Source organism: Streptomyces sp. NPDC040622, assembly GCF_055593965.1.
Genome location: NZ_JBVIXD010000007.1, coordinates 159,409 through 181,662, shown reverse-complemented (window position 1 = coordinate 181,662; position 22,254 = coordinate 159,409). Strand labels below are relative to the sequence as shown.

The 22,254-nt window shown below is 71.1% G+C and carries 20 protein-coding genes; 18 read left to right on the top strand and 2 right to left on the bottom strand.

What is annotated here, in order from left to right:
- Positions 1-11: 11 nt before the first annotated feature.
- Positions 12-2,219 carry an elongation factor G-like protein EF-G2 gene (locus ACZ592_RS21320; protein WP_471583160.1) on the bottom strand — a complete coding sequence of 736 codons (2,208 nt, stop codon included), beginning with the start codon at positions 2,217-2,219 and terminating at the stop codon, positions 12-14.
- A gap of 259 nt (positions 2,220-2,478) precedes the next feature.
- Here ACZ592_RS21320 and pgsA point away from each other — a divergent pair, with 259 nt between their 5' ends.
- From pgsA to ACZ592_RS21230, 18 genes are all read left to right on the top strand, one after another.
- Positions 2,479-3,141, top strand: a complete 663-nt coding sequence (gene pgsA / locus ACZ592_RS21315) for a phosphatidylinositol phosphate synthase (RefSeq protein WP_471583159.1) — start codon at positions 2,479-2,481, stop codon at positions 3,139-3,141.
- Complete coding sequence (locus tag ACZ592_RS21310) at positions 3,138-4,058, top strand: phosphatidylinositol mannoside acyltransferase (protein WP_471583158.1); 921 nt, start codon at positions 3,138-3,140, stop codon at positions 4,056-4,058. Before pgsA ends, ACZ592_RS21310 begins: the two co-directional genes overlap by 4 nt.
- Positions 4,055-5,218, top strand: coding sequence for a glycosyltransferase family 4 protein (locus ACZ592_RS21305; RefSeq protein ID WP_471583157.1), 1,164 nt, complete (start codon positions 4,055-4,057; stop codon positions 5,216-5,218). The genes ACZ592_RS21310 and ACZ592_RS21305 overlap by 4 nt, the downstream gene beginning before the upstream one ends.
- A gap of 145 nt (positions 5,219-5,363) precedes the next feature.
- Entirely contained in the window at positions 5,364-5,909 is a 546-nt protein-coding gene (locus tag ACZ592_RS21300) for a LemA family protein (protein ID WP_471583156.1), read from the top strand.
- Between the two features lie 213 nt (positions 5,910-6,122).
- Entirely contained in the window at positions 6,123-6,971 is an 849-nt protein-coding gene (pdxS, locus tag ACZ592_RS21295; RefSeq protein WP_471583496.1) for a pyridoxal 5'-phosphate synthase lyase subunit PdxS, read from the top strand.
- Positions 6,971-7,576, top strand: coding sequence for a pyridoxal 5'-phosphate synthase glutaminase subunit PdxT (gene pdxT, locus ACZ592_RS21290; RefSeq protein ID WP_471583155.1), 606 nt, complete (start codon positions 6,971-6,973; stop codon positions 7,574-7,576). The genes pdxS and pdxT overlap by 1 nt, the downstream gene beginning before the upstream one ends.
- Positions 7,577-7,655: 79 nt before the next feature.
- Positions 7,656-8,408, top strand: coding sequence for a YebC/PmpR family DNA-binding transcriptional regulator (locus tag ACZ592_RS21285; RefSeq protein ID WP_471583154.1), 753 nt, complete (start codon positions 7,656-7,658; stop codon positions 8,406-8,408).
- 194 nt (positions 8,409-8,602) lie between these two features.
- Positions 8,603-9,235, top strand: coding sequence for a crossover junction endodeoxyribonuclease RuvC (gene ruvC, locus ACZ592_RS21280; protein WP_471583153.1), 633 nt, complete (start codon positions 8,603-8,605; stop codon positions 9,233-9,235).
- On the top strand, positions 9,235-9,846 hold the full coding sequence (gene ruvA, locus ACZ592_RS21275) for a Holliday junction branch migration protein RuvA (protein WP_471583152.1): 612 nt from the start codon (positions 9,235-9,237) through the stop codon (positions 9,844-9,846). The genes ruvC and ruvA overlap by 1 nt, the downstream gene beginning before the upstream one ends.
- A 56-nt stretch (positions 9,847-9,902) precedes the next feature.
- Positions 9,903-10,976 carry a Holliday junction branch migration DNA helicase RuvB gene (gene ruvB, locus ACZ592_RS21270; protein WP_471583151.1) on the top strand — a complete coding sequence of 358 codons (1,074 nt, stop codon included), beginning with the start codon at positions 9,903-9,905 and terminating at the stop codon, positions 10,974-10,976.
- A gap of 197 nt (positions 10,977-11,173) precedes the next feature.
- Entirely contained in the window at positions 11,174-11,638 is a 465-nt protein-coding gene (gene yajC, locus ACZ592_RS21265) for a preprotein translocase subunit YajC (protein ID WP_471583150.1), read from the top strand.
- Between the two features lie 162 nt (positions 11,639-11,800).
- A complete protein-coding gene (gene secD, locus ACZ592_RS21260; protein WP_471583149.1) occupies positions 11,801-13,552 on the top strand; it encodes a protein translocase subunit SecD in 1,752 nt (583 codons plus the stop codon).
- Between the two features lies 1 nt (position 13,553).
- Positions 13,554-14,675, top strand: a complete 1,122-nt coding sequence (gene secF / locus ACZ592_RS21255) for a protein translocase subunit SecF (protein ID WP_471583148.1) — start codon at positions 13,554-13,556, stop codon at positions 14,673-14,675.
- The gene (locus tag ACZ592_RS21250) at positions 14,672-15,220 is read left to right on the top strand and encodes an adenine phosphoribosyltransferase (RefSeq protein WP_471583147.1); all 549 of its coding nucleotides are present in this window, start codon (positions 14,672-14,674) and stop codon (positions 15,218-15,220) included. Before secF ends, ACZ592_RS21250 begins: the two co-directional genes overlap by 4 nt.
- Before the next feature lie 309 nt (positions 15,221-15,529).
- Positions 15,530-18,070 carry a RelA/SpoT family protein gene (locus ACZ592_RS21245; protein WP_471583146.1) on the top strand — a complete coding sequence of 847 codons (2,541 nt, stop codon included), beginning with the start codon at positions 15,530-15,532 and terminating at the stop codon, positions 18,068-18,070.
- 37 nt (positions 18,071-18,107) lie between these two features.
- Positions 18,108-19,433 (top strand): serine/threonine-protein kinase, encoded by a 1,326-nt coding sequence (locus ACZ592_RS21240; protein WP_471583145.1) that lies wholly within the window; start codon positions 18,108-18,110, stop codon positions 19,431-19,433.
- A complete protein-coding gene (locus ACZ592_RS21235) occupies positions 19,426-19,839 on the top strand; it encodes an effector-associated constant component EACC1 (RefSeq protein ID WP_471583144.1) in 414 nt (137 codons plus the stop codon). The genes ACZ592_RS21240 and ACZ592_RS21235 overlap by 8 nt, the downstream gene beginning before the upstream one ends.
- Positions 19,823-20,962 (top strand): caspase family protein, encoded by a 1,140-nt coding sequence (locus ACZ592_RS21230; protein ID WP_471583143.1) that lies wholly within the window; start codon positions 19,823-19,825, stop codon positions 20,960-20,962. The genes ACZ592_RS21235 and ACZ592_RS21230 overlap by 17 nt, the downstream gene beginning before the upstream one ends.
- A gap of 56 nt (positions 20,963-21,018) precedes the next feature.
- Here the strand turns inward: ACZ592_RS21230 and ACZ592_RS21225 are convergent, their stop codons facing one another.
- Positions 21,019-22,251 (bottom strand): DUF349 domain-containing protein, encoded by a 1,233-nt coding sequence (locus ACZ592_RS21225; RefSeq protein ID WP_471583142.1) that lies wholly within the window; start codon positions 22,249-22,251, stop codon positions 21,019-21,021.
- Positions 22,252-22,254 lie beyond the last annotated feature (3 nt).

Below are 22,254 nucleotides of genomic sequence, written 5' to 3'. Positions count from 1 at the left end.
CGGAAGGGCAACTACGAGGCGTCGTGCGCCTGTTCGCGGAGCCGGTCGGAGAGCTGCGGCGGCATCGGCTCGTGACGTGCGTACGTACGGTCGAAGCGCGCGGTGCCCTGCGAGAGGGACCGCAGGTCCACCGCGTACCGGCCGATCTCGATCTCGGGCACCTCGGCCCGTACGAGGGTGCGCCCGCCCGGCGCCTGCTCGGTGCCGACCACCTTGCCGCGACGGCCCGACAGGTCGCTCATCACCGCGCCGACGTAGTCGTCGCCGACCAGGACCTGCACTTCGGCGACCGGTTCGAGCAGATGGATCCGTGCCCCGGCGGCGGCCTCGCGCAGCGCGAGCGCGCCCGCCGTCTGGAACGCGGCGTCGGAGGAGTCCACCGAGTGCGCCTTGCCGTCCAGGAGCGTGATGCGGACGTCGATGAGCGCGTACCCGGCGGCGATGCCCTTCGCCGCCTGCGCGCGCACGCCCTTCTCCACGGACGGGATGAACTGCCGCGGCACCGCGCCACCGACGACCTTGTCGACGAACTCGATGCCGCTGCCGCCGGGCAGCGGTTCGACCTCGATCTCGCAGATCGCGTACTGGCCGTGCCCGCCGGACTGCTTCACGTGGCGGCCGCGGCCACCGGACTTGCCCGCGAACGTCTCGCGCAGCGCCACCTTGTACGGCACCACGTCCACCTGGACGCCGTACCGGCTGCGCAGCCGCTCCAGGGCCACGTCCGCGTGCGCCTCGCCCAGGCACCACAGCACCACCTGGTGGGTGTCCTGGTTGTGTTCGAGCCGCATCGTCGGGTCCTCGGCGACCAGCCGCGACAGGCCCTGCGAGAGCTTGTCCTCGTCGGCCTTGCTGTGGGCCTGGATGGCGAGCGGCAGCAGTGGGTCGGGCATGTCCCAGGGCTCCATCAGGAGCGGGTCGTCCTTGGCGGAGAGGGTGTCGCCGGTCTCCGCGCGGGTCAGCTTGGCCACGCACGCCAGATCGCCGGCGATGCAGCGGCTCAGCGAGCGCTGCTGCTTGCCGAAGGGGGCGGAGAGGGCGCCGATGCGTTCGTCGACGTCGTGGTCCTCGTGGCCGCGGTCCGCCAGGCCGTGCCCCGAGACGTGCACGGTCTCGTCGGGGCGCAGGGTGCCGGAGAAGACGCGTACGAGTGAGATCCGGCCTACGTAGGGGTCGGACGCGGTCTTCACGACCTCGGCGGCGAGCGGGCCGTCGGGGTCGCAGGTGAGCGCGGGGCGCGCCCGGCCGTCCGGCGTGGTCACCGAGGGGGCCGGGTGTTCGAGCGGGGTGGGGAAGCCGCCCGTGATCAGTTCGAGGAGTTCCACCGTGCCGATGCCCTGGCGGCCTCCCTCGGCCGCCGGCGCCGCGGCGAGCACCGGATGGAAGATGCCGCGCGCCACGGCCCGCTCCAGGTCGTCCACGAGCGTCTTGAAATCGATCTCCTCGCCGCCGAGATAGCGGTCCATGAGGGACTCGTCCTCGCTCTCGGCGATGATCCCCTCGATGAGGGTGTTGCGCGCCTGTTCGATCACCGGCAGCTGGTCCTCGCCGGGCTCGGACTCCTTGCGCTCACCGGACGCGTAGTCGAGGAGCCGCCGCGAGAGCAGCCCGATCAGACCGGTCACCGGGGCGTGGCCGTCCGGTCCCTGCTCGCCGTGGAGGGGCAGGTACAGCGGGAGCACGGCGTCGGGGTCGTCGGCGCCGAACGCCTCGGCGCAGGTGCGGGTGATGTCGGTGAAGCCCGCGCGGGCGGACTCCAGGTGGGTGATCACGATGGCCCGCGGCATGCCGACCGCCGCGCACTCCTCCCACACCATGCGGGTCGCCCCGGTGATGCCCTCGACGCCCTCCGCCGCCGAGACGACGAAAAGGGCCGCGTCCGCCGCACGCAGACCGGCCCTCAGCTCCCCGACGAAGTCGGCGTACCCGGGGGTGTCGAGCAGGTTGATCTTGAAGCCGCCCCATTCGACGGGGACCAGCGACAACTGCACCGAGCGCTGCTGCCGGTGTTCGATCTCGTCGTAGTCCGAGACGGTGCCGCCGTCCTCCACGCGGCCCGCCCGGTTCACCGCCCCCGCGGTCAGCGCGAGGGCCTCCACCAGAGTCGTCTTGCCCGATCCGCTGTGGCCGACCAGCACCACATTCCGTACGGACGCGGGGTGGTCGGCCGATGCTGCCCTGCCGGCGGCTCCGGGGTGTGCGTTCGCCTTGTCGCCCATGCCTTGGCCTCCCGGTTGCGTACACGGTGAGGAGGCTCAGCCCCCTCGGGGATGCTGGCTGCTCGCGGACGCGCGGGGGCCGGGTGCGGGGCGGCTCCTGCGGCGCCCGTACTGCTTTCGAGCTTTCCACTCGGGTCACTCTGCGTCCATACGTCGTACGCGATCGTGAGGGGGCGAGCCGGTCCGTCACGGGCGTGACTACGATGGGCCAGCCGGTGGCCAACGGGGCCGCGCGGCGCACCGAACCCTCGGGAAGGCCATGCTGAACAAGTACGCGCGTGCATTCTTCACGCGTGTCCTCACGCCGTTCGCCGCGTTTCTCATCCGCCGTGGGGTCAGCCCCGACGCGGTCACCTTCATCGGCACGGCCGGTGTGGTGGCGGGAGCGCTGGTCTTCTTCCCCCGGGGAGAGTTCTTCTGGGGCACGATCGTCATCACGCTGTTCGTCTTCTCGGACCTGGTCGACGGCAACATGGCCCGCCAGCTCGGCCGCTCCAGCCGCTGGGGCGCCTTCCTGGACTCCACGCTCGACCGGGTGGCCGACAGCGCGATCTTCGGAGGCCTCGCCCTCTGGTACGCCGGATCCGGCGACAACAACATCCTCTGCGCCGTCTCGATCTTCTGTCTGGCCAGCGGCCAGGTGGTCTCGTACACGAAGGCGCGCGGCGAGGCCATCGGCCTGCCCGTCGCCGTCAACGGCCTGGTGGAGCGCGCCGAGCGCCTGGTGATCACGCTGGTCGCCGCGGGCCTCGCGGGTCTGCACGCCTTCGGCGTCCCCGGCATCCAGATCCTGCTGCCGATCGCCCTGTGGGCCGTCGCGCTCGGCAGCATGGTCACACTCGTCCAGCGTGTCGTGACCGTGCGCAGGGAGTCCGCGGAGGCGGACGCCGCCGGTGCGCAGGAGAGTGAGGCCGCGCAGTGAAGGACCGACTCACCGACGCGCTGTACGGCCTCGGCTGGAGCACCGTCAAGAAGCTCCCCGAGCCGGTCGCCGCACGGCTCGGCAGGACCATCGCCGACACCGTCTGGAAGCGGCGAGGCAAGGGCGTGCTGCGGCTGGAGTCCAACCTCGCGCGCGTGGTGCCCGACGCGAGCCCGCAGCGGCTCGCCGAGCTCTCCAAGGCGGGCATGCGCTCCTACCTGCGCTACTGGATGGAGTCCTTCCGGCTGCCGTCCTGGAGCAGGGAGCGGGTCAAGGACGGTTTCGACGTCAAGGACGTCCACCACCTCACCGACGGGCTCGCCGCGGGCAACGGCGTGATCCTCGCCCTGCCGCACCTGGGCAACTGGGACCTCGCGGGCGCCTGGGTCACCACCCGGCTGGAAACCCCCTTCACGACGGTCGCCGAGCGCCTCAAGCCCGAGACGCTGTACGACCGCTTCGTCGCCTACCGCGAGAGCCTCGGCATGGAGGTCCTGCCGCACGAGGGCGGCGCCGCCTTCGGCACGCTGGCGCGCCGCCTGCGCGCCGGCGGCCTCGTCTGCCTCGTCTCGGACCGCGACCTGTCGTCCTCCGGGGTCGAGGTCAAGTTCTTCGGGGACACCGCCCGGATGCCCGCGGGGCCCGCGCTGCTCGCCCAGCAGACCGGCGCGCTGCTGCTTCCCGTGACGCTCTGGTACGACGATTCTCCTGTCATGAAGGGTCGAGTCCACCCGCCTGTCGACGTCCCCGAGACAGGCAGCCGGGCCGAGAAGACGTCTGTCATGACGCAGGCGCTGGCCGACGCCTTCGCCACCGGTATCGCCGACCACCCGGAGGACTGGCACATGCTGCAGCGTCTGTGGCTCGCCGACCTGGAACCCCGTCCCGACACGGCACGGCCGGGGGAGTCCTCGTGAGAATCGGCATCGTCTGCCCGTACTCGTGGGACGTGCCGGGCGGCGTCCAGTTCCACATCCGCGATCTGGCGGAGCACCTCATCCGCCTCGGGCACGAGGTCTCCGTACTCGCCCCGGCCGACGACGAGACCCCTCTGCCGTCGTACGTGGTCTCGGCGGGCCGGGCCGTTCCCGTGCCCTACAACGGCTCCGTGGCCCGGCTCAACTTCGGCTTCCTGTCGGCCGCGCGGGTGCGCCGCTGGCTGCACGACGGCACCTTCGACGTCATCCACATCCACGAGCCCGCCTCGCCCTCGCTGGGCCTGCTCACCTGCTGGGCCGCCCAGGGGCCGATCGTCGCGACGTTCCACACGTCCAACCCCCGCTCCCGCGCGATGATCGCCGCGTACCCCATCCTGCAGCCCGCGCTGGAGAAGATCAGCGCGCGCATCGCGGTCAGCGAGTACGCGCGCCGCACGCTCGTCGAACACCTCGGCGGCGACGCCGTCGTCATCCCGAACGGCGTGGACGTCGACTTCTTTGCGAAGGCCGAGCCCAAGCCCGAGTGGCAGGGGGAGACGATCGGTTTCATCGGACGCATCGACGAGCCCCGCAAGGGCCTGCCGGTGCTGATGAAGGCGCTCCCGCAGATCTTCGCCGAGCGGCCGGACGCACGCCTGCTGGTCGCGGGCCGAGGCGACGAGGACGAGGCGGTCGCCTCGCTCCCGGCCGAACTCCGTTCCCGGGTGGAGTTCCTCGGCATGGTCAGCGACGAGGACAAGGCGCGGCTGCTGCGCAGCGTCGACCTGTACGTGGCGCCGAACACCGGCGGTGAGAGCTTCGGCATCATCCTGGTCGAGGCGATGTCCGCGGGCGCGCCCGTGCTCGCGAGCGATCTGGACGCCTTCGCCCAGGTCCTCGACCAGGGCGCGGCAGGGGACCTGTTCTCCAACGAGGACGCGGAGTCCCTCGCCAAGTCCGCGGTACGCCTCTTGGCCGACCCCGAGCGCCGCGAGGGCCTGCGCGAGCGCGGCAGCGCCCACGTGCGCCGCTTCGACTGGTCGACGGTCGGCTCCGACATCCTCGCGGTGTACGAGACGGTCACGGACGGCGCGGCCTCGGTGGCGGAGGACGAGCGGATGGGCCTGCGGGCACGGTTCGGGCTGGCGCAGAAGGGCTGAGGCCAGGGGCATCAGCCCGTCCGGCGTGTGAGGACGAGCGCGCAGCGCGACAGGGGGTATGGGGGCGAAGCCCCCGAAGACGAACGGGTGGTCCGGCCGAGGCCACGGTTCGAGGCGCCCCCGCCCGAAGGTAGCCTTTCGGCCCGTGACCTCGACTCTGATCTGGATCGCGGCAGCGCTCTTCGCGATCGGCCTCTACCTGAGCTGGACCGCGGGCCGGCTCGACCGGCTGCACGCGCGCATCGACGCGGCGCGCGCCGCCCTCGACGCCCAACTGCTGCGCCGCGCCTCGGTCGCCCAGGAACTGGCCACCTCCGGAGTGCTCGACCCGGCCGCCTCGATCGTGCTCTACGAGGCCGCGCACGCGGCCCGGCAGGCGGAGGAGGAGCAGCGCGAGGTCGCCGAGAGCGAGCTCAGCCAGGCGCTGCGGGCGATCTTCGGGGAGGTCCAGCAGGTCGAGGCGGTGCGGGAGGCCCCGGGCGGGGACGAGGCGGCCACCGAGCTGGCCGCGGCCGTCCGCCGGGTGCCGATGGCCCGGCGCTTCCACAACGACGCGGTGCGCGCCGCACGGGCGCTGCGCAGGCACCGCACGGTCCGCTGGTTCCGCCTCGCCGGGCACGCGCCGTTCCCGATGGCCTTCGAGATGGACGACGAGCCGCCGACGGCGCTGGCCGACCGGGCCGTTTCGTAGCGGTGTGACCCAGCGCGCTGTACCGCGCTGACCAGGCACGCAATGGAAAAATGAGCCACCGGTCAGGCATTGGCCCTTGCTGTGGCCTGGTGGCCGGGAGTTTCCTCGGAGCTGTAGAAATCCTCTTCAGCGAGTGAGGTCAACTCCGTGTCCAGCTCCCTCTCCAGCAGCAACCCGTCCCCCGAGACCGGCACCGCGCGCGTGAAGCGCGGCATGGCCGAGCAGCTCAAGGGCGGCGTGATCATGGACGTCGTCAACGCCGAGCAGGCGAAGATAGCCGAGGACGCCGGCGCCGTGGCCGTCATGGCGCTGGAGCGGGTGCCCGCCGACATCCGCAAGGACGGCGGCGTCGCGCGGATGTCCGACCCGAACATGATCGAAGAGATCATCGAGGCCGTCTCGATCCCGGTCATGGCCAAGTCCCGCATCGGCCACTTCGTCGAGGCCCAGGTCCTGCAGTCCCTCGGCGTCGACTACATCGACGAGTCCGAGGTCCTCACCCCGGCCGACGAGGTCAACCACAGCGACAAGTTCGCGTTCACGACCCCCTTCGTCTGCGGCGCCACCAACCTGGGCGAGGCGCTGCGCCGCATCGCCGAGGGCGCGGCCATGATCCGCTCCAAGGGCGAGGCCGGCACGGGCAACGTCGTCGAGGCCGTCCGTCACCTGCGCCAGATCAAGAACGAGATCGCCAGGCTCCGCGGCTTCGACAACAACGAGCTGTACGCCGCCGCCAAGGACCTGCGCGCCCCCTACGAGCTGGTCAAGGAGACCGCCGAGCTCGGCAAGCTCCCGGTGGTCCTCTTCTCCGCCGGCGGCGTCGCCACCCCGGCCGACGCCGCCCTGATGCGCCAGCTCGGCGCCGAGGGCGTCTTCGTCGGCTCCGGCATCTTCAAGTCCGGCGACCCGGCCGCCCGCGCCGCCGCCATCGTCAAGGCCACCACCTTCTTCGACGACCCGAAGATCATCGCCGACGCCTCCCGCAACCTGGGCGAGGCCATGGTCGGCATCAACTGCGACACCCTGCCGGAGACCGAGCGCTACGCGAACCGGGGCTGGTGATGACCACTCCCGTAGTGGGCGTCCTCGCCCTTCAGGGAGACGTACGGGAGCATCTGATCGCCCTGGCCGCGGCGGATGCCGTGGCCAGGCCGGTCCGGCGGCCCGAGGAGCTCGCCGAGGTCGACGGCCTGGTCATCCCCGGCGGCGAGTCCACCACCATCTCCAAGCTGGCCGCCCTGTTCGGCCTCCTGGAGCCCCTTCGCGCGCGCGTGCGGGACGGTATGCCCGTCTACGGCACCTGCGCGGGCCTGATCATGCTCGCCGACAAGATCCTCGACCCGCGTTCGGGCCAGGAGACGCTGGGCGGCATCGACATGATCGTGCGGCGCAACGCCTTCGGCCGGCAGAACGAGTCGTTCGAGGCGGCCGTCGACGTCAAGGGTGTCGAAGGGGCCCCTGTGGAGGGTGTCTTCATTCGGGCGCCGTGGGTCGAGTCGGTCGGCGCCGAGGTCGAGGTACTCGCCGAGCACGAGGGCCACATCGTCGCCGTGCGCCAGGGCAACGCGCTCGCCACGTCGTTCCATCCGGAGCTGACCGGCGACCACCGGGTCCACGCTCTGTTCGTGGAGATGGCGCGGGGTAACCCGCGCGCGGGATCCTTGTAGGATCTCCCGGGGTACCCCCCAGGCCGTCGAGACCCGGGGGGAGTTCGTACAGGTTGGGTAACGCGAAGGAGACAGGCAGATGTCCGGCCACTCTAAATGGGCTACGACGAAGCACAAGAAGGCCGTGATCGACGCCAAGCGCGGCAAGCTCTTCGCGAAGATGATCAAGAACATCGAGGTCGCGGCCCGCACGGGCGGCGCCGACATCTCGGGTAACCCGACCCTCTTCGACGCCATCCAGAAGGCCAAGAAGAGCTCGGTTCCGAACAAGAACATCGACTCCGCGGTCAAGCGCGGTGCCGGTCTCGAAGCCGGTGGCGCCGACTACGAGACGATCATGTACGAGGGTTACGGCCCGAACGGTGTCGCGGTGCTCATCGAGTGCCTCACCGACAACCGCAACCGCGCCGCCTCGGACGTGCGCGTCGCCATGACGCGCAACGGCGGCTCGATGGCCGACCCGGGCTCGGTCTCGTACCTGTTCAACCGCAAGGGCGTGGTGATCGTCCCCAAGGGCGAGCTGTCCGAGGACGACGTCCTGGGCGCGGTCCTCGACGCCGGTGCCGAAGAGGTCAACGACCTCGGCGAGTCCTTCGAGGTCCTCTCCGAGGCCACCGACATGGTCGCGGTCCGCACCGCGCTCCAGGAGGCCGGCATCGAGTACGACTCGGCCGACGCCAACTTCGTCCCGACCATGCAGGTCGAGCTGGACGAGGAGGGCGCCCGCAAGATCTTCAAGCTGATCGACGCCCTGGAGGACAGCGACGACGTGCAGAACGTCTTCGCCAACTTCGACGTCTCCGACGAGGTCATGGCGCAGGTCGACGCGTAGGCGTCCGCCGGGCTTCCGCGATCCGACGGCCCCGCGCCGTCCGTGCTCGCCCGCGCCCCGCGGCGCAGCCGCCCCACGACGCGGACCCCGCGCCCCTTGGCGCACGAACGGGCCGACGGGACACACCCCCGTCGGCCCGTCGCGTTGTCAGAGGGACCCGATAACCTGCACGGACAGGCGATGGGAGGGGCTACGTGCGTGTGATGGGGGTCGACCCGGGACTCACCCGGTGCGGTGTCGGCGTCGTCGACGGAGTCGCGGGGCGCCCGCTGACCATGCGGGGCGTCGGAGTCGTACGCACCCCGCCCGACGCCGAGTTGGGCCACCGTCTCGTCGCGATCGAGCAGGGCATCGAGCAGTGGCTGGACGAGTACGGCCCCGAAGTCCTCGCCGTGGAGCGCGTGTTCAGCCAGCACAACGTCCGTACGGTGATGGGCACCGCCCAGGCGAGTGCCGTCGCCATGCTCTGCGCGTCCCGCCGCGGCATCCCCGTCGCCCTGCACACGCCCAGCGAGGTCAAGGCCGCCGTCACCGGCAGCGGCCGCGCCGACAAGGCGCAGGTCGGCGCGATGGTCACCCGCCTCCTGCGGCTCGACGCGCCGCCCAAGCCCGCCGACGCCGCGGACGCCCTGGCGCTGGCCATCTGTCACATCTGGCGCGCCCCCGCCCAGAACCGCCTGCAGCAGGCCGTCGCCCAGAACCGCCTCCAGCAGGCCGTGGCCCGGCACGCCGCGCAGTCCCCGTCGGCCAGGACACCCGCGACGAAGACGCCCACCACCAAGACCCCCACCGCCAAAGCCCCCACCGCACAGAAAGGCCGTACCTGATGATCGCCTTCGTCAGCGGCCCCGTCGCCGCCCTCGCCCCCGACACCGCGGTGGTCGAGGTCGGCGGTGTCGGCATGGCCGTCCAGTGCACGCCGAACACCCTCTCCACGCTCCGCCTCGGCCAGCAGGCCAAGCTGGCCACCTCCCTCGTCGTACGGGAGGACTCCCTGACCCTCTACGGCTTCGCGGACGACGACGAGCGCCAGACCTTCGAGCTCCTGCAGACCGCTAGCGGTGTCGGCCCGCGCCTGGCCCAGGCCATGCTCGCCGTGCACAGCCCGGACGCCCTGCGCCGCGCGGTCTCCACCGGTGACGAGAAGGCGCTCACCGCCGTGCCGGGCATCGGCAAGAAGGGCGCCCAGAAGCTCCTCCTCGAGTACAAGGACCGCCTCGGCGAGCCCCTGGGCACCGGCGGCCCCGCGATCGGCAAGGCCGTCACCGCAGGCTGGCGCGACCAGCTGCACGCCGCCCTCATCGGCCTCGGGTACGCCACGCGCGAGGCTGACGAGGCCGTCGTCGCCGTCACCCCGCAGGCCGAGGCCGCCGAGGGCACCCCGCAGGTCGGCCAGCTCCTCAAGGCCGCGCTCCAGACCCTGAACCGCACCCGCTAGCCCCTCCCGCACGCACCCGCCGGCCACCCCTAGAACCGCATCGCGAGGCACACCGCATGAACTGGGACGACACGACCGACGACGCTGCCGCCGCGGCCGAGCGGCTCGTCGGAGCGTCCGCCGACGGCGAGGACCAGGCGGTCGAGGCCGCCCTGCGCCCCAAGGACCTGGGCGAGTTCATCGGCCAGGAGAAGGTCCGCGAACAGCTCGACCTGGTCCTGCGCGCCGCCCGCGCGCGGGGCGCCACCGCCGACCACGTCCTGCTCTCGGGCGCCCCCGGCCTCGGCAAGACCACCCTTTCGATGATCATCGCCGCCGAGATGGGCGCCCCGATCCGCATCACCAGCGGCCCCGCCATCCAGCACGCGGGCGACCTCGCGGCGATCCTCTCCTCCCTCCAGGAGGGCGAGGTCCTCTTCCTCGACGAGATCCACCGGATGTCGCGGCCCGCCGAGGAGATGCTCTACATGGCCATGGAGGACTTCCGCGTCGACGTCATCGTCGGCAAGGGCCCCGGAGCCACGGCCATCCCGCTCGAACTGCCGCCCTTCACCCTCGTCGGCGCCACCACGCGCGCGGGCCTGCTGCCCCCGCCGCTGCGCGACCGCTTCGGCTTCACCGCGCACATGGAGTTCTACGAGCCCACCGAGCTGGAGCGGGTCGTCCACCGCTCCGCCCAGCTCCTGGACGTAGAGATCGACCCGCACGGCGCCGCGGAGATCGCGGGCCGCTCGCGCGGCACGCCCCGTATCGCCAACCGCCTGCTGCGCCGCGTCAGGGACTACGCCCAGGTCAAGGCCGACGGCGCCATCAACAGGGACATCGCGGGCGCGGCCCTCGCGGTCTACGAAGTGGACGAGCGCGGCCTCGACCGCCTCGACCGGGCCGTCCTGGAGGCCCTGCTCAAGCTGTTCGGCGGCGGGCCCGTGGGCCTGTCGACGCTCGCCGTCGCCGTGGGGGAGGAGCGCGAGACGGTCGAGGAGGTGGCGGAGCCCTTCCTCGTACGGGAGGGACTGCTCGCCCGCACCCCGCGCGGCCGCGTCGGGACACCCGCGGCCTGGGCCCACCTCGGCCTGGTACCGCCGAGTCACTCGGGCGGAAAGGGACAACAGGACCTGTTCGGGGCGTGATGTCGGCGCGGCACCGCCGCGCGCCGGGGAGAACGGCGCGGGGAGTCGACCCCTCAGGAACTGCGGTGCCATGCTGAGCGTTGTTCGTTAGGTGCGGACTCGCTTAGACTCCGCCGATGCCGCCCTTATAGGTGGCGTGCCCACCCCCATCCCAATGGCCGCTTACCTGCGCGGTCGTGCGAAGGAAACTCCGTCCCGTGAATATCGTGACCCTCCTCCCGTTCATCGTGCTCATCGGGGCCATGTTCCTGATGACCCGCTCGGCCAAGAAGAAGCAGCAGGCCGCCGCCACGATGCGCAACGAGATGCAGCCCGGCACCGGCATCCGCACGATCGGGGGCATGTACGCCACCGTCAAGGAGGTCCACGACGAAGCCGTCCTCCTTGAGGTGGCCCCCGGTGTCCACGCGGTGTACGCGAAGAACTCGATCGGCGCCGTCCTGGACGACGACGAGTACAACCGCATCGTGCACGGCACCGAGGACGACCTGAACGAGGATGCCCCCGTCGTCCCGGACGACGCCTCCTCCCTGACCGAGAAGACCGACGAGCCCGCCGACGCCTCCGCCGACTCGCCCATCGACCTCGGCAAGAAGGACGCGGCCGCCGGGGCCGACGACGCGGAGCCGAAGAAGACCGACGGCGAGTCCGACGCGAAGTAGTCACGACCGGGGCCCGTGGGGTGCGCCGCTCGCGCACCACGGGCCCCGGACCACGTGCATTTCGCGCCGAATCTCGACACCACTTCATGGCCGCCCGCCCGGTCCTGCCCGCAGCGCCGGGACAGACCGGATGCCGGGCGGTTGGACAGGGAGAACGAGAAGGTGGCAGCACCGAAGAAGGGCCGAAGGCAGAGCGCCCCGGGCAAGCCGGGACGCTCGCTGGTCTTCATCCTGATCGCCCTCGTGGCGATGACCGGGGGAATGTTCCTCTCCGGGCACACCACGCCCCGCCTGGGCATCGACCTCGCCGGCGGCACGAGCATCACGCTCGAGGCCAAGAACGAGCCCGGCCAGAAGAACGCGATCAACCCGACCAACATGAACACCGCGGTTGACATCATCAACAACCGCGTCAACGGTCTGGGTGTCTCCGAGGCCGAGGTTCAGACCCAGGGCGACAAGAACATCATCGTCAACATCCCCAAGGGGACGAACGAGAAGCAGGCGCGCGAGCAGGTCGGTACGACCGCTCAGCTCTACTTCCGTCCGGTGATCACGCAGACCAGCGGCGCGCCCACGCCCGATCCGTCCCCCAGCTCCTCGTCCGGCACGGACAAGGAGAAGGAGAAGGACAAGGGCAAGGACAAGGCCACCGACGGAGCGACCTCCCCCAGCTCTTCCCCGTCACCCCAGGGCCGCCCCGTCAGCGAAGCCCTGAAGGCCGACCCCACCCCTTCGGACAAGGCCACGGACAAGGGCGGCAAGAAGGACGACACGCCGACCCCGGACCCCGCCACGGCCAAGCTGCAGGAGAAGTTCACCAAGCTCGACTGCACGGACAAGAAGGCCCGTGTCGAGGCCGGACAGGGCGTCAAGCCGTCCGATCCCACGGTCGCCTGCGGCAAGAGCCCCGACGGCAAGACCTGGGACAAGTTCATCCTCGGCCCGGCCGAGGTGAACGGCAAGGACGTCGACAAGGCGCAGGCGACCATCAGGCAGGAGACCGGCGCCTGGGTCGTCAACATGGAGTTCACCAAGGGCGGTTCGAAGAAGTTCTCCGAGGTCACCAGCAAGCTCTCGAAGCAGCAGCCCCCGCAGAACCAGTTCGCGATCGTCCTCGACGGTGACGTCGTCTCGGCGCCCAGCGTCAACACGACCCTGAACTCGAACGCGGAGATCTCCGGCAGCTTCAACCAGGAGTCCGCGAAGGACCTGGCGAACGTCCTCTCCTACGGCGCCCTGCCGCTCACCTTCCACGAGCAGAGCGTCACCACGGTCAGCCCGGCCCTCGGCGGCGAGCAGCTCCAGGCGGGTCTGATCGCGGGCGCCATCGGCCTCGCGCTGGTCATCATCTACCTGGTGGCCTACTACCGCGGCCTGTCGCTCATCGCCATCGCGAGCCTCCTGGTCTCCGCCGCGCTGACGTACACGATCATGACGCTGCTCGGCCCGACCATCAAGTTCGCGCTGAACCTGCCCGCGGTCTGCGGTGCGATCGTCGCGATCGGCATCACGGCGGACTCGTTCATCGTGTTCTTCGAACGCGTACGGGACGAGGTCCGCGAGGGCCGCACGCTGCGTCCCGCCGTCGAGCGGGCCTGGCCGCGCGCCCGGCGCACCATCCTGGTCTCCGACTTCGTGTCGTTCCTCGCCGCCGCCGTGCTCTTCGTCGTCACGGTCGGCAAGGTGCAGGGCTTCGCGTTCACCCTCGGCCTGACCACACTGCTCGACGTCGTGGTGGTGTTCTTCTTCACCAAGCCGCTGATGACGCTGATGGCCCGCAAGAAGTTCTTCGCGAGCGGCCACAAGTGGTCCGGCCTCGACCCCAAGCGGCTCGGCGCCAAGCCCCCGCTGCGCCGGTCCCGCCGTGTCACTCCCCCCGCTGCTGGCCCTGTCGACCCGAAGGAGGCGTGAGATGTCGAAGCTCGGCGATCTCGGCGCCAGGCTCTACCGCGGTGAGGTCGGCTACGACTTCGTCGGCAAGCGCAAGATCTGGTACGCCGTCTCGATCCTGATCACCATCACGGCCATCGTCGGCCTGGCGGTGCGCGGCCTGAACATGGGCATCGAGTTCGAGGGCGGCGCGGTCTTCAGCACCCCCAAGACCAGCGCCTCCGTCTCCCAGGCCGAGGAGGCCGCGGAGAAGGCGTCCGGTCACGACGCGATCGTCCAGAAACTGGGCGGCGACAAGCTCCGCATCCAGATCGCGGGCGTCGACATCGACAAGTCCGACCAGATCAAGAAGTCGCTGGCGACGGACCTCGACGTCAAGGCCGGCGACATCGACGCCGACCTCGTCGGCCCCAGCTGGGGCGAGCAGATCGCCAGCAAGGCCTGGCAGGGCCTGGCGATCTTCATGGTCCTGGTGGTGGTCTATCTGGCCATCGCCTTCGAGTGGCGCATGGCCCTGGCGGCACTGATCGCGCTCATCCACGACATCACGATCACCGTGGGTGTGTACGCCCTGGTCGGCTTCGAGGTCACCCCGGGCACGGTGATCGGTCTGCTCACCATCCTGGGTTACTCGCTCTACGACACGGTGGTGGTCTTCGACAGCTTGAAGGAGCAGTCGAAGGACATCACCAAGCAGACCAAGTACACCTACAGCGAACTCGCCAACCGCAGCATCAACGGCACCCTGGTGCGTTCCATCAACACCACGGTCGTCGCGCTGCTGCCGGTGGCGGGCCTGCTGTTCATCGGTGGCGGTGTCCTGGGCGCGGGCATGCTCAACGACATCTCGCTGTCGCTGTTCGTCGGCCTCGCGGCCGGTGCGTACTCCTCGATCTTCATCGCCACGCCGCTCGTCGCCGACTTCAAGGAGCGCGAGCCGCAGATGAAGGCCCTCAAGAAGCGGGTGCTCGCCAAGCGCGCGGCGGCCGCGGCCAAGGGCGACTCCACGGAGGCGCCGGAGCCCGCGGACGAGGGACCCGAGGACGAGATGGCCGGGGACGCGGCTCCCGCGGTCGTCGGCCCCCGTGCGCAGCCCGCCTCGCGCAACCGCGGCAAGGGCCGCCCGTCGGGGAAGCGCCGATGACCGAGCTCGCCGGCGTCACGGAGCTGCTGCTCAGCCGCATCCGTGACGTCCCGGACTACCCGGTGCCGGGCGTGATGTTCAAGGACATCACCCCGCTCCTGGCGGACCCGGTCGCGTTCGGCGCGCTCACGGACACGCTGGCCGGCCTCAGCGTGCGGCACGGCGCCACGAAGATCGTCGGTCTGGAGGCCCGCGGCTTCATCCTCGGCGCTCCGGTGGCGCTCCGTGCAGGGCTCGGCTTCATCCCCGTACGCAAGGCGGGCAAGCTCCCCGGGGCGACGCTCAAGCAGAGCTACGACCTGGAGTACGGCAGCGCCGAGATCGAGGTGCACGCCGATGACCTGGCCGCGGGCGACCGCGTCATGGTCATCGACGACGTCCTCGCCACCGGCGGCACCGCGGCGGCGTCGCTGGACCTCGTCCGGCGCACGGGCGCCGAGGTGGCGGGTGTCGCCGTCCTCATGGAGCTCGGGTTCCTCGACGGTCGCCAGAAGCTGGAGCCCGCCCTGCGAGGGGCGCCGCTGGAGACCCTGATCACCGTCTGAGCGGCCCGCGGCACAGCGGCTCGCAGGACAGCACGACGGGCGTCCCGGTCCGCACCGGGGCGCCCGTCGTCGTTTCGGCCGGTTCACGCTCTGGACGGTGTCCGGGCCGGGCGCCCGCAGGGTCCGCGGGCCCGGATCGGGACGGTCGGGCGACGTGTGGGGCGGGCGCGGGGAATCCGGCGCCCGCCCCACACGTTCCTCCTGTACAGAGCCGTCTCACCGGCCGAATGGGAGCGGACGGCCCAGGATCGATACCATGGGCTCTTCGGGGCCTGTCCGGGGGACCCCGATCGCGCACAGGGAGCGCTCTTGCCAGACGAGTCCCAGCCACTCACCGCCGCCAAGGCCGCCCAGAAGGGCAAGGAGGCCTCGGCGGGCCCCGCCGCGCCCGCGAAGAAGACAGACGGCACACAGGGCGGCACGTCCGCGCAGCGCGCCCAGGGAGAGGTCTCTCGGGGCGACAAACCGGCCGAGCAGCCCCGTCCCAAGCCGCCCGCGGACCACCATCCGACGGCCCCCGCGATCCGGCCCGCCGCGGGCCAGCCCGCGCGCACCGGTTCCTCGAACCGCGTGCGGGCCCGGCTCGCCCGGCTCGGCGTCCAGCGCTCCAACCCGTACAACCCGGTCCTGGAGCCCCTGCTGCGCATCGTCCGCAGCAACGACCCCAAGATCGAGACGTCCACGCTCCGCCAGATCGAGCGGGCCTACCAGGTCGCCGAGCGCTGGCACCGCGGCCAGAAGCGCAAGAGCGGCGACCCGTACATCACGCACCCGCTGGCCGTGACGACCATCCTCGCCGAGCTGGGCATGGACCCGGCCACGCTCATGGCCGGGCTGCTTCACGACACCGTCGAGGACACCGAGTACGGCCTGGACACCCTCAAGCGCGACTTCGGCGACCAGGTCGCCCTGCTCGTCGACGGCGTCACCAAGCTGGACAAGGTCAAGTTCGGCGAGGCCGCGCAGGCCGAGACCGTGCGCAAGATGGTCGTCGCCATGGCCAAGGACCCCCGCGTCCTGGTCATCAAGCTCGCCGACCGCCTGCACAACATGCGCACCATGCGGTACCTCAAGCGCGAGAAGCAGGAGAAGAAGGCCCGCGAGACGCTGGAGATCTACGCTCCGCTGGCGCACCGCCTGGGCATGAACACCATCAAGTGGGAGCTGGAGGACCTCGCCTTCGCGATCCTCTACCCCAAGATGTACGACGAGATCGTGCGCCTGGTGGCCGAGCGCGCGCCCAAGCGCGACGAGTACCTGGCCATAGTGACCGACGAGGTCCAGGCCGACCTGCGCGCCGCTCGCATCAAGGCGACCGTCACGGGCCGCCCCAAGCACTACTACAGCGTCTACCAGAAGATGATCGTGCGAGGCCGCGACTTCGCCGAGATCTACGACCTGGTGGGCATCCGCGTCCTCGTCGACACGGTCCGCGACTGCTATGCCGCCCTCGGCACCGTCCACGCGCGATGGAACCCGGTCCCCGGCCGGTTCAAGGACTACATCGCGATGCCGAAGTTCAACATGTACCAGTCGCTGCACACGACGGTCATCGGCCCCAGCGGCAAGCCCGTCGAGCTCCAGATCCGCACGTTCGACATGCACCGCCGCGCCGAGTACGGCATCGCCGCGCACTGGAAGTACAAGCAGGAGCCGTCCGCCGGCGCCTCCAAGGTGCGTACCGACGTACCGAAGAAGACCGGTGGCAAGGACGACCACCTCAACGACATGGCGTGGCTGCGCCAGCTCCTGGACTGGCAGAAGGAGACCGAGGACCCCAGCGAGTTCCTGGAGTCGCTGCGCTTCGACCTGTCGCGCAACGAGGTCTTCGTCTTCACGCCGAAGGGCGACGTCATAGCGCTCCCGGCGGGCGCGACCCCGGTCGACTTCTCCTACGCGGTCCACACCGAGGTCGGTCACCGCACCATAGGCGCACGGGTCAACGGCCGTCTCGTACCGCTCGAATCCACCCTGGACAACGGCGACCTCGTGGAGGTCTTCACCTCCAAGGCCGCGGGGGCCGGGCCCTCCCGTGACTGGCTGGGCTTCGTCAAGTCGCCCCGGGCGCGCAACAAGATCCGCGCGTGGTTCTCCAAGGAGCGCCGCGACGAGGCCATCGAGCAGGGCAAGGACGCCATCGCGCGCGCCATGCGCAAGCAGAACCTGCCGATCCAGCGCATCCTCACGGGCGACTCCCTGGTCACCCTCGCGCACGAGATGCGCTACCCCGACATCTCCTCGCTGTACGCGGCGATCGGCGAGGGCCACGTCACCGCCCAGTCCGTGGTGCAGAAGCTCGTCCAGGCGCTCGGCGGCGAGGAGGCCGCCAACGAGGACATCGCGGAGAGCGCGCCGCCTTCCCGGGGCCGCAGCAAGCGCCGCTCCAACGCCGACCCGGGCGTCGTGGTCAAGGGCGTCGACGACGTGTGGGTCAAGCTCGCCCGCTGCTGCACGCCCGTCCCCGGCGACCCCATCATCGGCTTCGTCACGCGCGGCAGCGGCGTATCGGTTCACCGCAGCGACTGCGTGAACGTCGATTCGCTCTCCCGCGAGCCCGAGCGGATCCTGGAGGTCGAGTGGGCACCCACCCAGTCCTCGGTGTTCCTGGTCGCCATCCAGGTCGAGGCACTGGACCGCTCGCGCCTCCTGTCGGACGTCACGCGCATCCTCTCGGACCAGCACGTGAACATCCTGTCGGCGGCCGTCCAGACCTCCCGCGACCGCGTCGCGACCTCCCGCTTCACCTTCGAGATGGGCGACCCCAAGCACCTGGGGCACGTGCTCAAGGCGGTCAGGGGAGTGGAGGGTGTGTACGACGTGTACAGGGTGACGTCGACGCGCCGCCCGTGAACTAGCCTGATTCCGGGCTCGGTTCACGGGAGAAGGCATGACGCGAGGCGAACTGGTCGACGAACGCTACCGATTGACGGGCCTCCTGGGCCGCGGCGGCATGGGCGAGGTCTACGAGGCCGAGGACACGCAACTGGGGCGCCGGGTCGCGGTGAAGCTCCTGACCGGCGTCGGGGGCATGGAACCGGGCGGCGAGGAGCTCGACAGGTTCCGGCGCGAGGCCCGCGCGATGGCGAGGATCGAGCACCCCGGGGTCATCACGCTGTACGACAGTGGGGTGCACCGGGGGGTCGCGTACCTGGTGACGCAGATCCTCGACGGGCGCAACCTCGCCCACCTCGTGTCGGCCACGGGCGAGTTGCCGGTGCCGGCCGTGTGCTGGATCGGCCTGAGCATGGCCAAGGCGCTCTCCGCCGCGCACAAGGCCGGGGTGATGCACCGGGACATCAAGCCATCGAACGTCAGCCTGACCCGCGACGGCCGCGTCGTGCTGCACGACTTCGGCCTGGCCCGCCTCGCGGGCGAGCAGGCGATCACGGCGACCGGGGTGGTGCTCGGCTCCCCGCAGTTCATGGCGCCGGAAGCCATGAAGGGCGCACGCGCGGACGTGCCCGCCGACCTGTACGGGCTCGGGGCCTGCATGTACTTCATGCTCACGGGGGAGAGCCCGCTCGGCCCCGCGGTCGATGTCGGGGCCGTCGTGGAGCGGGCGCTGGGTGCCGGCATCCCGCGCCTGTCCGGCCGCTCTCCCGGTCTGCTCCCCGAACTGGCCCGGCTGGTCGACGGTCTGTGCGCGCAGGACCCCGCGGAGCGGCCGCGCGACGCGGCCGAGGTGGTGGAGGCGATCGGGACGCTGTCCGCCGGCGGCCAGGAGGTCGTGAGCGGCCGCCTTGCCACGCTCCAGCGCGACGAGGCCGTACGGATGGCCCGGGGCGTACGGCTGCGGAAGGGACCCGAGTACGCATGGGACGAGGCGACGGTGCCGGCCCCGCGGGCCGGGGACGCCGCGTCGGCCGCCGAACCCGCCCCGTCCCTGCTCCCCGGTGCCGTGGGTCCGCCGACCCTCAGCGACAACACCCGGCGCATGGTGCTCGGCAGCATGTCCCGGGAGACCGCCCTGTCCCGCCAGCGGGAGGCGGTCAACCTCGTCCAGCGGGGGGAACTGGACTCGGCCGCACGGATGTTGGCGGCCATCGTGCCCGTCTGCGTCGCCCGGCTCGGTCCCGACCATCCGACCACGCTGACGAGCCAGTACTGGCAAGCTGTATGTCTGGCCAGGCTGGACGCGGGGCGCGAGGCCCTGGAGCTCCTGGCCCGGGTGAACAAGTACGTCGATCGGCGCAAAGGAGCCGCACGTGACTGACGTCCTGGTGGAGCTGGCACCTGCGGACCGGGGCGCGGACACCGAGGACGCCCTGCGTTCCCTGCTGCGCTGGCTGCGCGAGGACGAGACGCTCACGGGTGCGGTGCGCGGCGAGGTCACCGCCTCGGCGGCACCGGTCGCCGGCCGGATGGGCGGGGGCTTCGACATCCTGCAACTCGCCCTCGCGAGCTGCCTGTCCACCGCGTCGCTGGTCGTCTCCGTACTCCAATGGCAGCTGGCGAGGAACCGCGCACCCGCGCTCGTCCTCAGCCGGGGAGAGCTGCGCGTCGAGGTGACCCCGGAGGGAGCCCGGGACGCCGAGACGCTGCGGCGCGTGGTGGAACTCCTGGACCAGCAGCCGGCCCCCGCGGCCCGGGACGGGGAGCGCGATGGCGGCGCTGCCTGATCCGAGCCTGTCGCGCGCCGTCCTGATCGGCACGGCCTCCTACCGCCACCTTCCCCAGCTCGCCGCGGTCGAGACGAACCTGGTGGACCTGGCGGGCGAGCTGTGCGACGCCACCGTGTGGGGGCTGCCGGTACAGCACTGCACCGTCGTCGCGGACCCGCCGAGTGCGCCCGCCATGCTCGACCCCGTCCACCGGGCGGGCGACGAGGCGTCGGACACCCTGCTCGTGTACTACTCCGGGCACGGCATGCGCGACACCGAGTCCGCCGATCTGTACCTGGCCCTGGGCGAGTCCCGGGAGAGCATGGGCTACACCGCCGTCGCCTACCAGCATCTGCGCGCGGCCCTGCGGGCCTCGCGGGCCCGCCGCAAGATCGTCATCCTGGACTGCTGCTTCAGCGGCCGGGCGGCGCGCGCCCTGGGCGGCGACGACATGCTGGCGGCACAGGCGGCCGTCGACGGCGCGTACGTCCTCACGGCATCGCCGCGCGACCGGGTGGCGCTCGCCCCGGACGGCGAGCGCCACACCGCCTTCACCGGGGAGCTGCTCGGGATCCTGCGGGACGGCGTACAGGACGGCCCCGAACTCATCGACCTGGAGACGCTCTACCGCGTCCTGGACGAGCGGCTGCGCGCCAAGAACCGGCCCCTGCCGCAACGTGCGCAGGAGAACGGGGTCGGCCGGCTGCCCCTGGCCCGCAACCGGGCCCGGTCTGCGCAGAGCGCCCCGGCCGGACCCGTCCTGCGGGCCGACGTGCGCGCCGCGATGGTCGCCACCGGCCTCAACCTCGCCCGGCTGTTGCGTGCCGAGGGCGCCGTCAAGGACGCGCTGCCGGTCCTGCGCCTCGCCCTGGAGGAACAGATCACCGACACCTCCGGCGAACTCCTCGCCGTACAGCTGGAGTTGTCCGAACTGCTCGCCGAGACCGGACAGAACAAGGAAGCCATCGAGATCCTGGAGTCCGCCTTCCAGCGCGTCCACAAGATGTACGGGCCGGAGGCCGTGCTCGTCTGCCGCCGCCCTGCCGAACTGCTCCAGGAGTCCGGCAACCACATCGAGGCGTGCGAAGTCCTCAAGCACGCCCTGGACATCTCCGAGTACGACCACAGCGCCACCCGGTAGACGCACGACGGCCCGGAGCGCGGCAAAGCGCTCCGGGCCGTCACAGGACGTGAGGCTCAGCCGCCGAACTCGTGCAGGCCCTTCAGCGCCTGGTCGAGCAGCGCCTGGCGGCCGTCGAGCTCCCGCTGGAGCTTGTCGGCCTTGGAGGTGTTGCCCGCGGCGCGAGCGGTCTCGATCTGGCCCTGGAGCTTGTCCACGGCAGCCTGCAGCTGGCCGGTCAGACCCGCGGCACGCGCGCGTGCCTCCGGGTTCGTCCGGCGCCACTCGGCCTCCTCGGACTCCTGCAGGACCCGCTCCACCGCGTGCATCCGGCCCTCGACCTTCGGGCGGGCGTCCCGCGGGACGTGGCCGATGGCCTCCCAGCGCTCGTTGATGGAGCGGAAGGCGGCACGCGCCGTCTTCAGGTCCGTCACCGGGACGAGCTTCTCCGCCTCGGCGGCCAGCTCCTCCTTCAGTTTGAGGTTCTCGCCCTGCTCGGCGTCGCGCTCGGCGAAGACCGCGCTGCGCGCCGCGAAGAACACGTCCTGGGCGCCGCGGAAGCGGTTCCACAGGTCGTCCTCGTGCTCGCGCTGGGCGCGGCCCGCGGCCTTCCAGTCGGTCATCAGCTCGCGGTAGCGCGCTGCCGTGGGACCCCAGTCCGTCGAGTTCGACAGCGCCTCGGCCTCGCCGACCAGCTTCTCCTTGGCCTTGCGGGCGTCCTCGCGCTGCGCGTCCAGCGACGCGAAGTGCGCCTTGCGGCGCTTGGAGAACGCCGAGCGGGCGTGCGAGAAGCGGTGCCACAGCTCGTCGTCCGACTTGCGGTCGAGCCGAGGCAGACCCTTCCAGGTGTCCACCAGCGCCCGCAGCCGCTCCCCGGCCGCCCGCCACTGCTCGCTCTGGGCCAGCTCCTCGGCCTCGGTGACCAGGGCCTCCTTGGCGTGCCGGGCCTCGTCGGACTGCTTGGCCTTTTGGACCTTGCGCTCCTCGCGGCGGGCGTCGACGCTCTCCACGAGCTTGTCGAGCCGCTGCCCGAGGGCCGCCAGGTCGCCGACGGCATGGGCCTCGTCCACCTGCTGGCGCAGGTGGTCGATGGCCGTCGTGGCGTCCTTGGCGGACAGGTCGGTCGTCTTCACCCGGCGCTCGAGAAGTCCGATCTCGACGACCAGACCGTCGTACTTGCGCTCGAAGTAGGCGAGGGCCTCGTCAGGAGATCCTGCCTGCCACGAACCGACCACTCGCTCGCCGCCGTCGGCCGTACGCACGTACACGGTCCCCGTCTCGTCGACGCGGCCCCACGGGTCGCTGCTCACAGC

Coding starts and splice junctions, on each gene's coding strand:
- pdxS (WP_471583496.1), top strand. CDS start 6,123: ATGGCCGAGCAGCTCAAGGGCGGCGTGATCATGGACGTCGTCAACGCC.
- ACZ592_RS21285 (WP_471583154.1), top strand. CDS start 7,656: ATGTCCGGCCACTCTAAATGGGCTACGACGAAGCACAAGAAGGCCGTG.
- pdxT (WP_471583155.1), top strand. CDS start 6,971: ATGACCACTCCCGTAGTGGGCGTCCTCGCCCTTCAGGGAGACGTACGG.
- pgsA (WP_471583159.1), top strand. CDS start 2,479: ATGCTGAACAAGTACGCGCGTGCATTCTTCACGCGTGTCCTCACGCCG.
- ACZ592_RS21230 (WP_471583143.1), top strand. CDS start 19,823: ATGGCGGCGCTGCCTGATCCGAGCCTGTCGCGCGCCGTCCTGATCGGC.
- ruvA (WP_471583152.1), top strand. CDS start 9,235: ATGATCGCCTTCGTCAGCGGCCCCGTCGCCGCCCTCGCCCCCGACACC.
- ACZ592_RS21320 (WP_471583160.1), bottom strand. CDS start 2,219: ATGGGCGACAAGGCGAACGCACACCCCGGAGCCGCCGGCAGGGCAGCA.
- ACZ592_RS21240 (WP_471583145.1), top strand. CDS start 18,108: ATGACGCGAGGCGAACTGGTCGACGAACGCTACCGATTGACGGGCCTC.
- secF (WP_471583148.1), top strand. CDS start 13,554: ATGTCGAAGCTCGGCGATCTCGGCGCCAGGCTCTACCGCGGTGAGGTC.
- ACZ592_RS21250 (WP_471583147.1), top strand. CDS start 14,672: ATGACCGAGCTCGCCGGCGTCACGGAGCTGCTGCTCAGCCGCATCCGT.
- ruvB (WP_471583151.1), top strand. CDS start 9,903: ATGAACTGGGACGACACGACCGACGACGCTGCCGCCGCGGCCGAGCGG.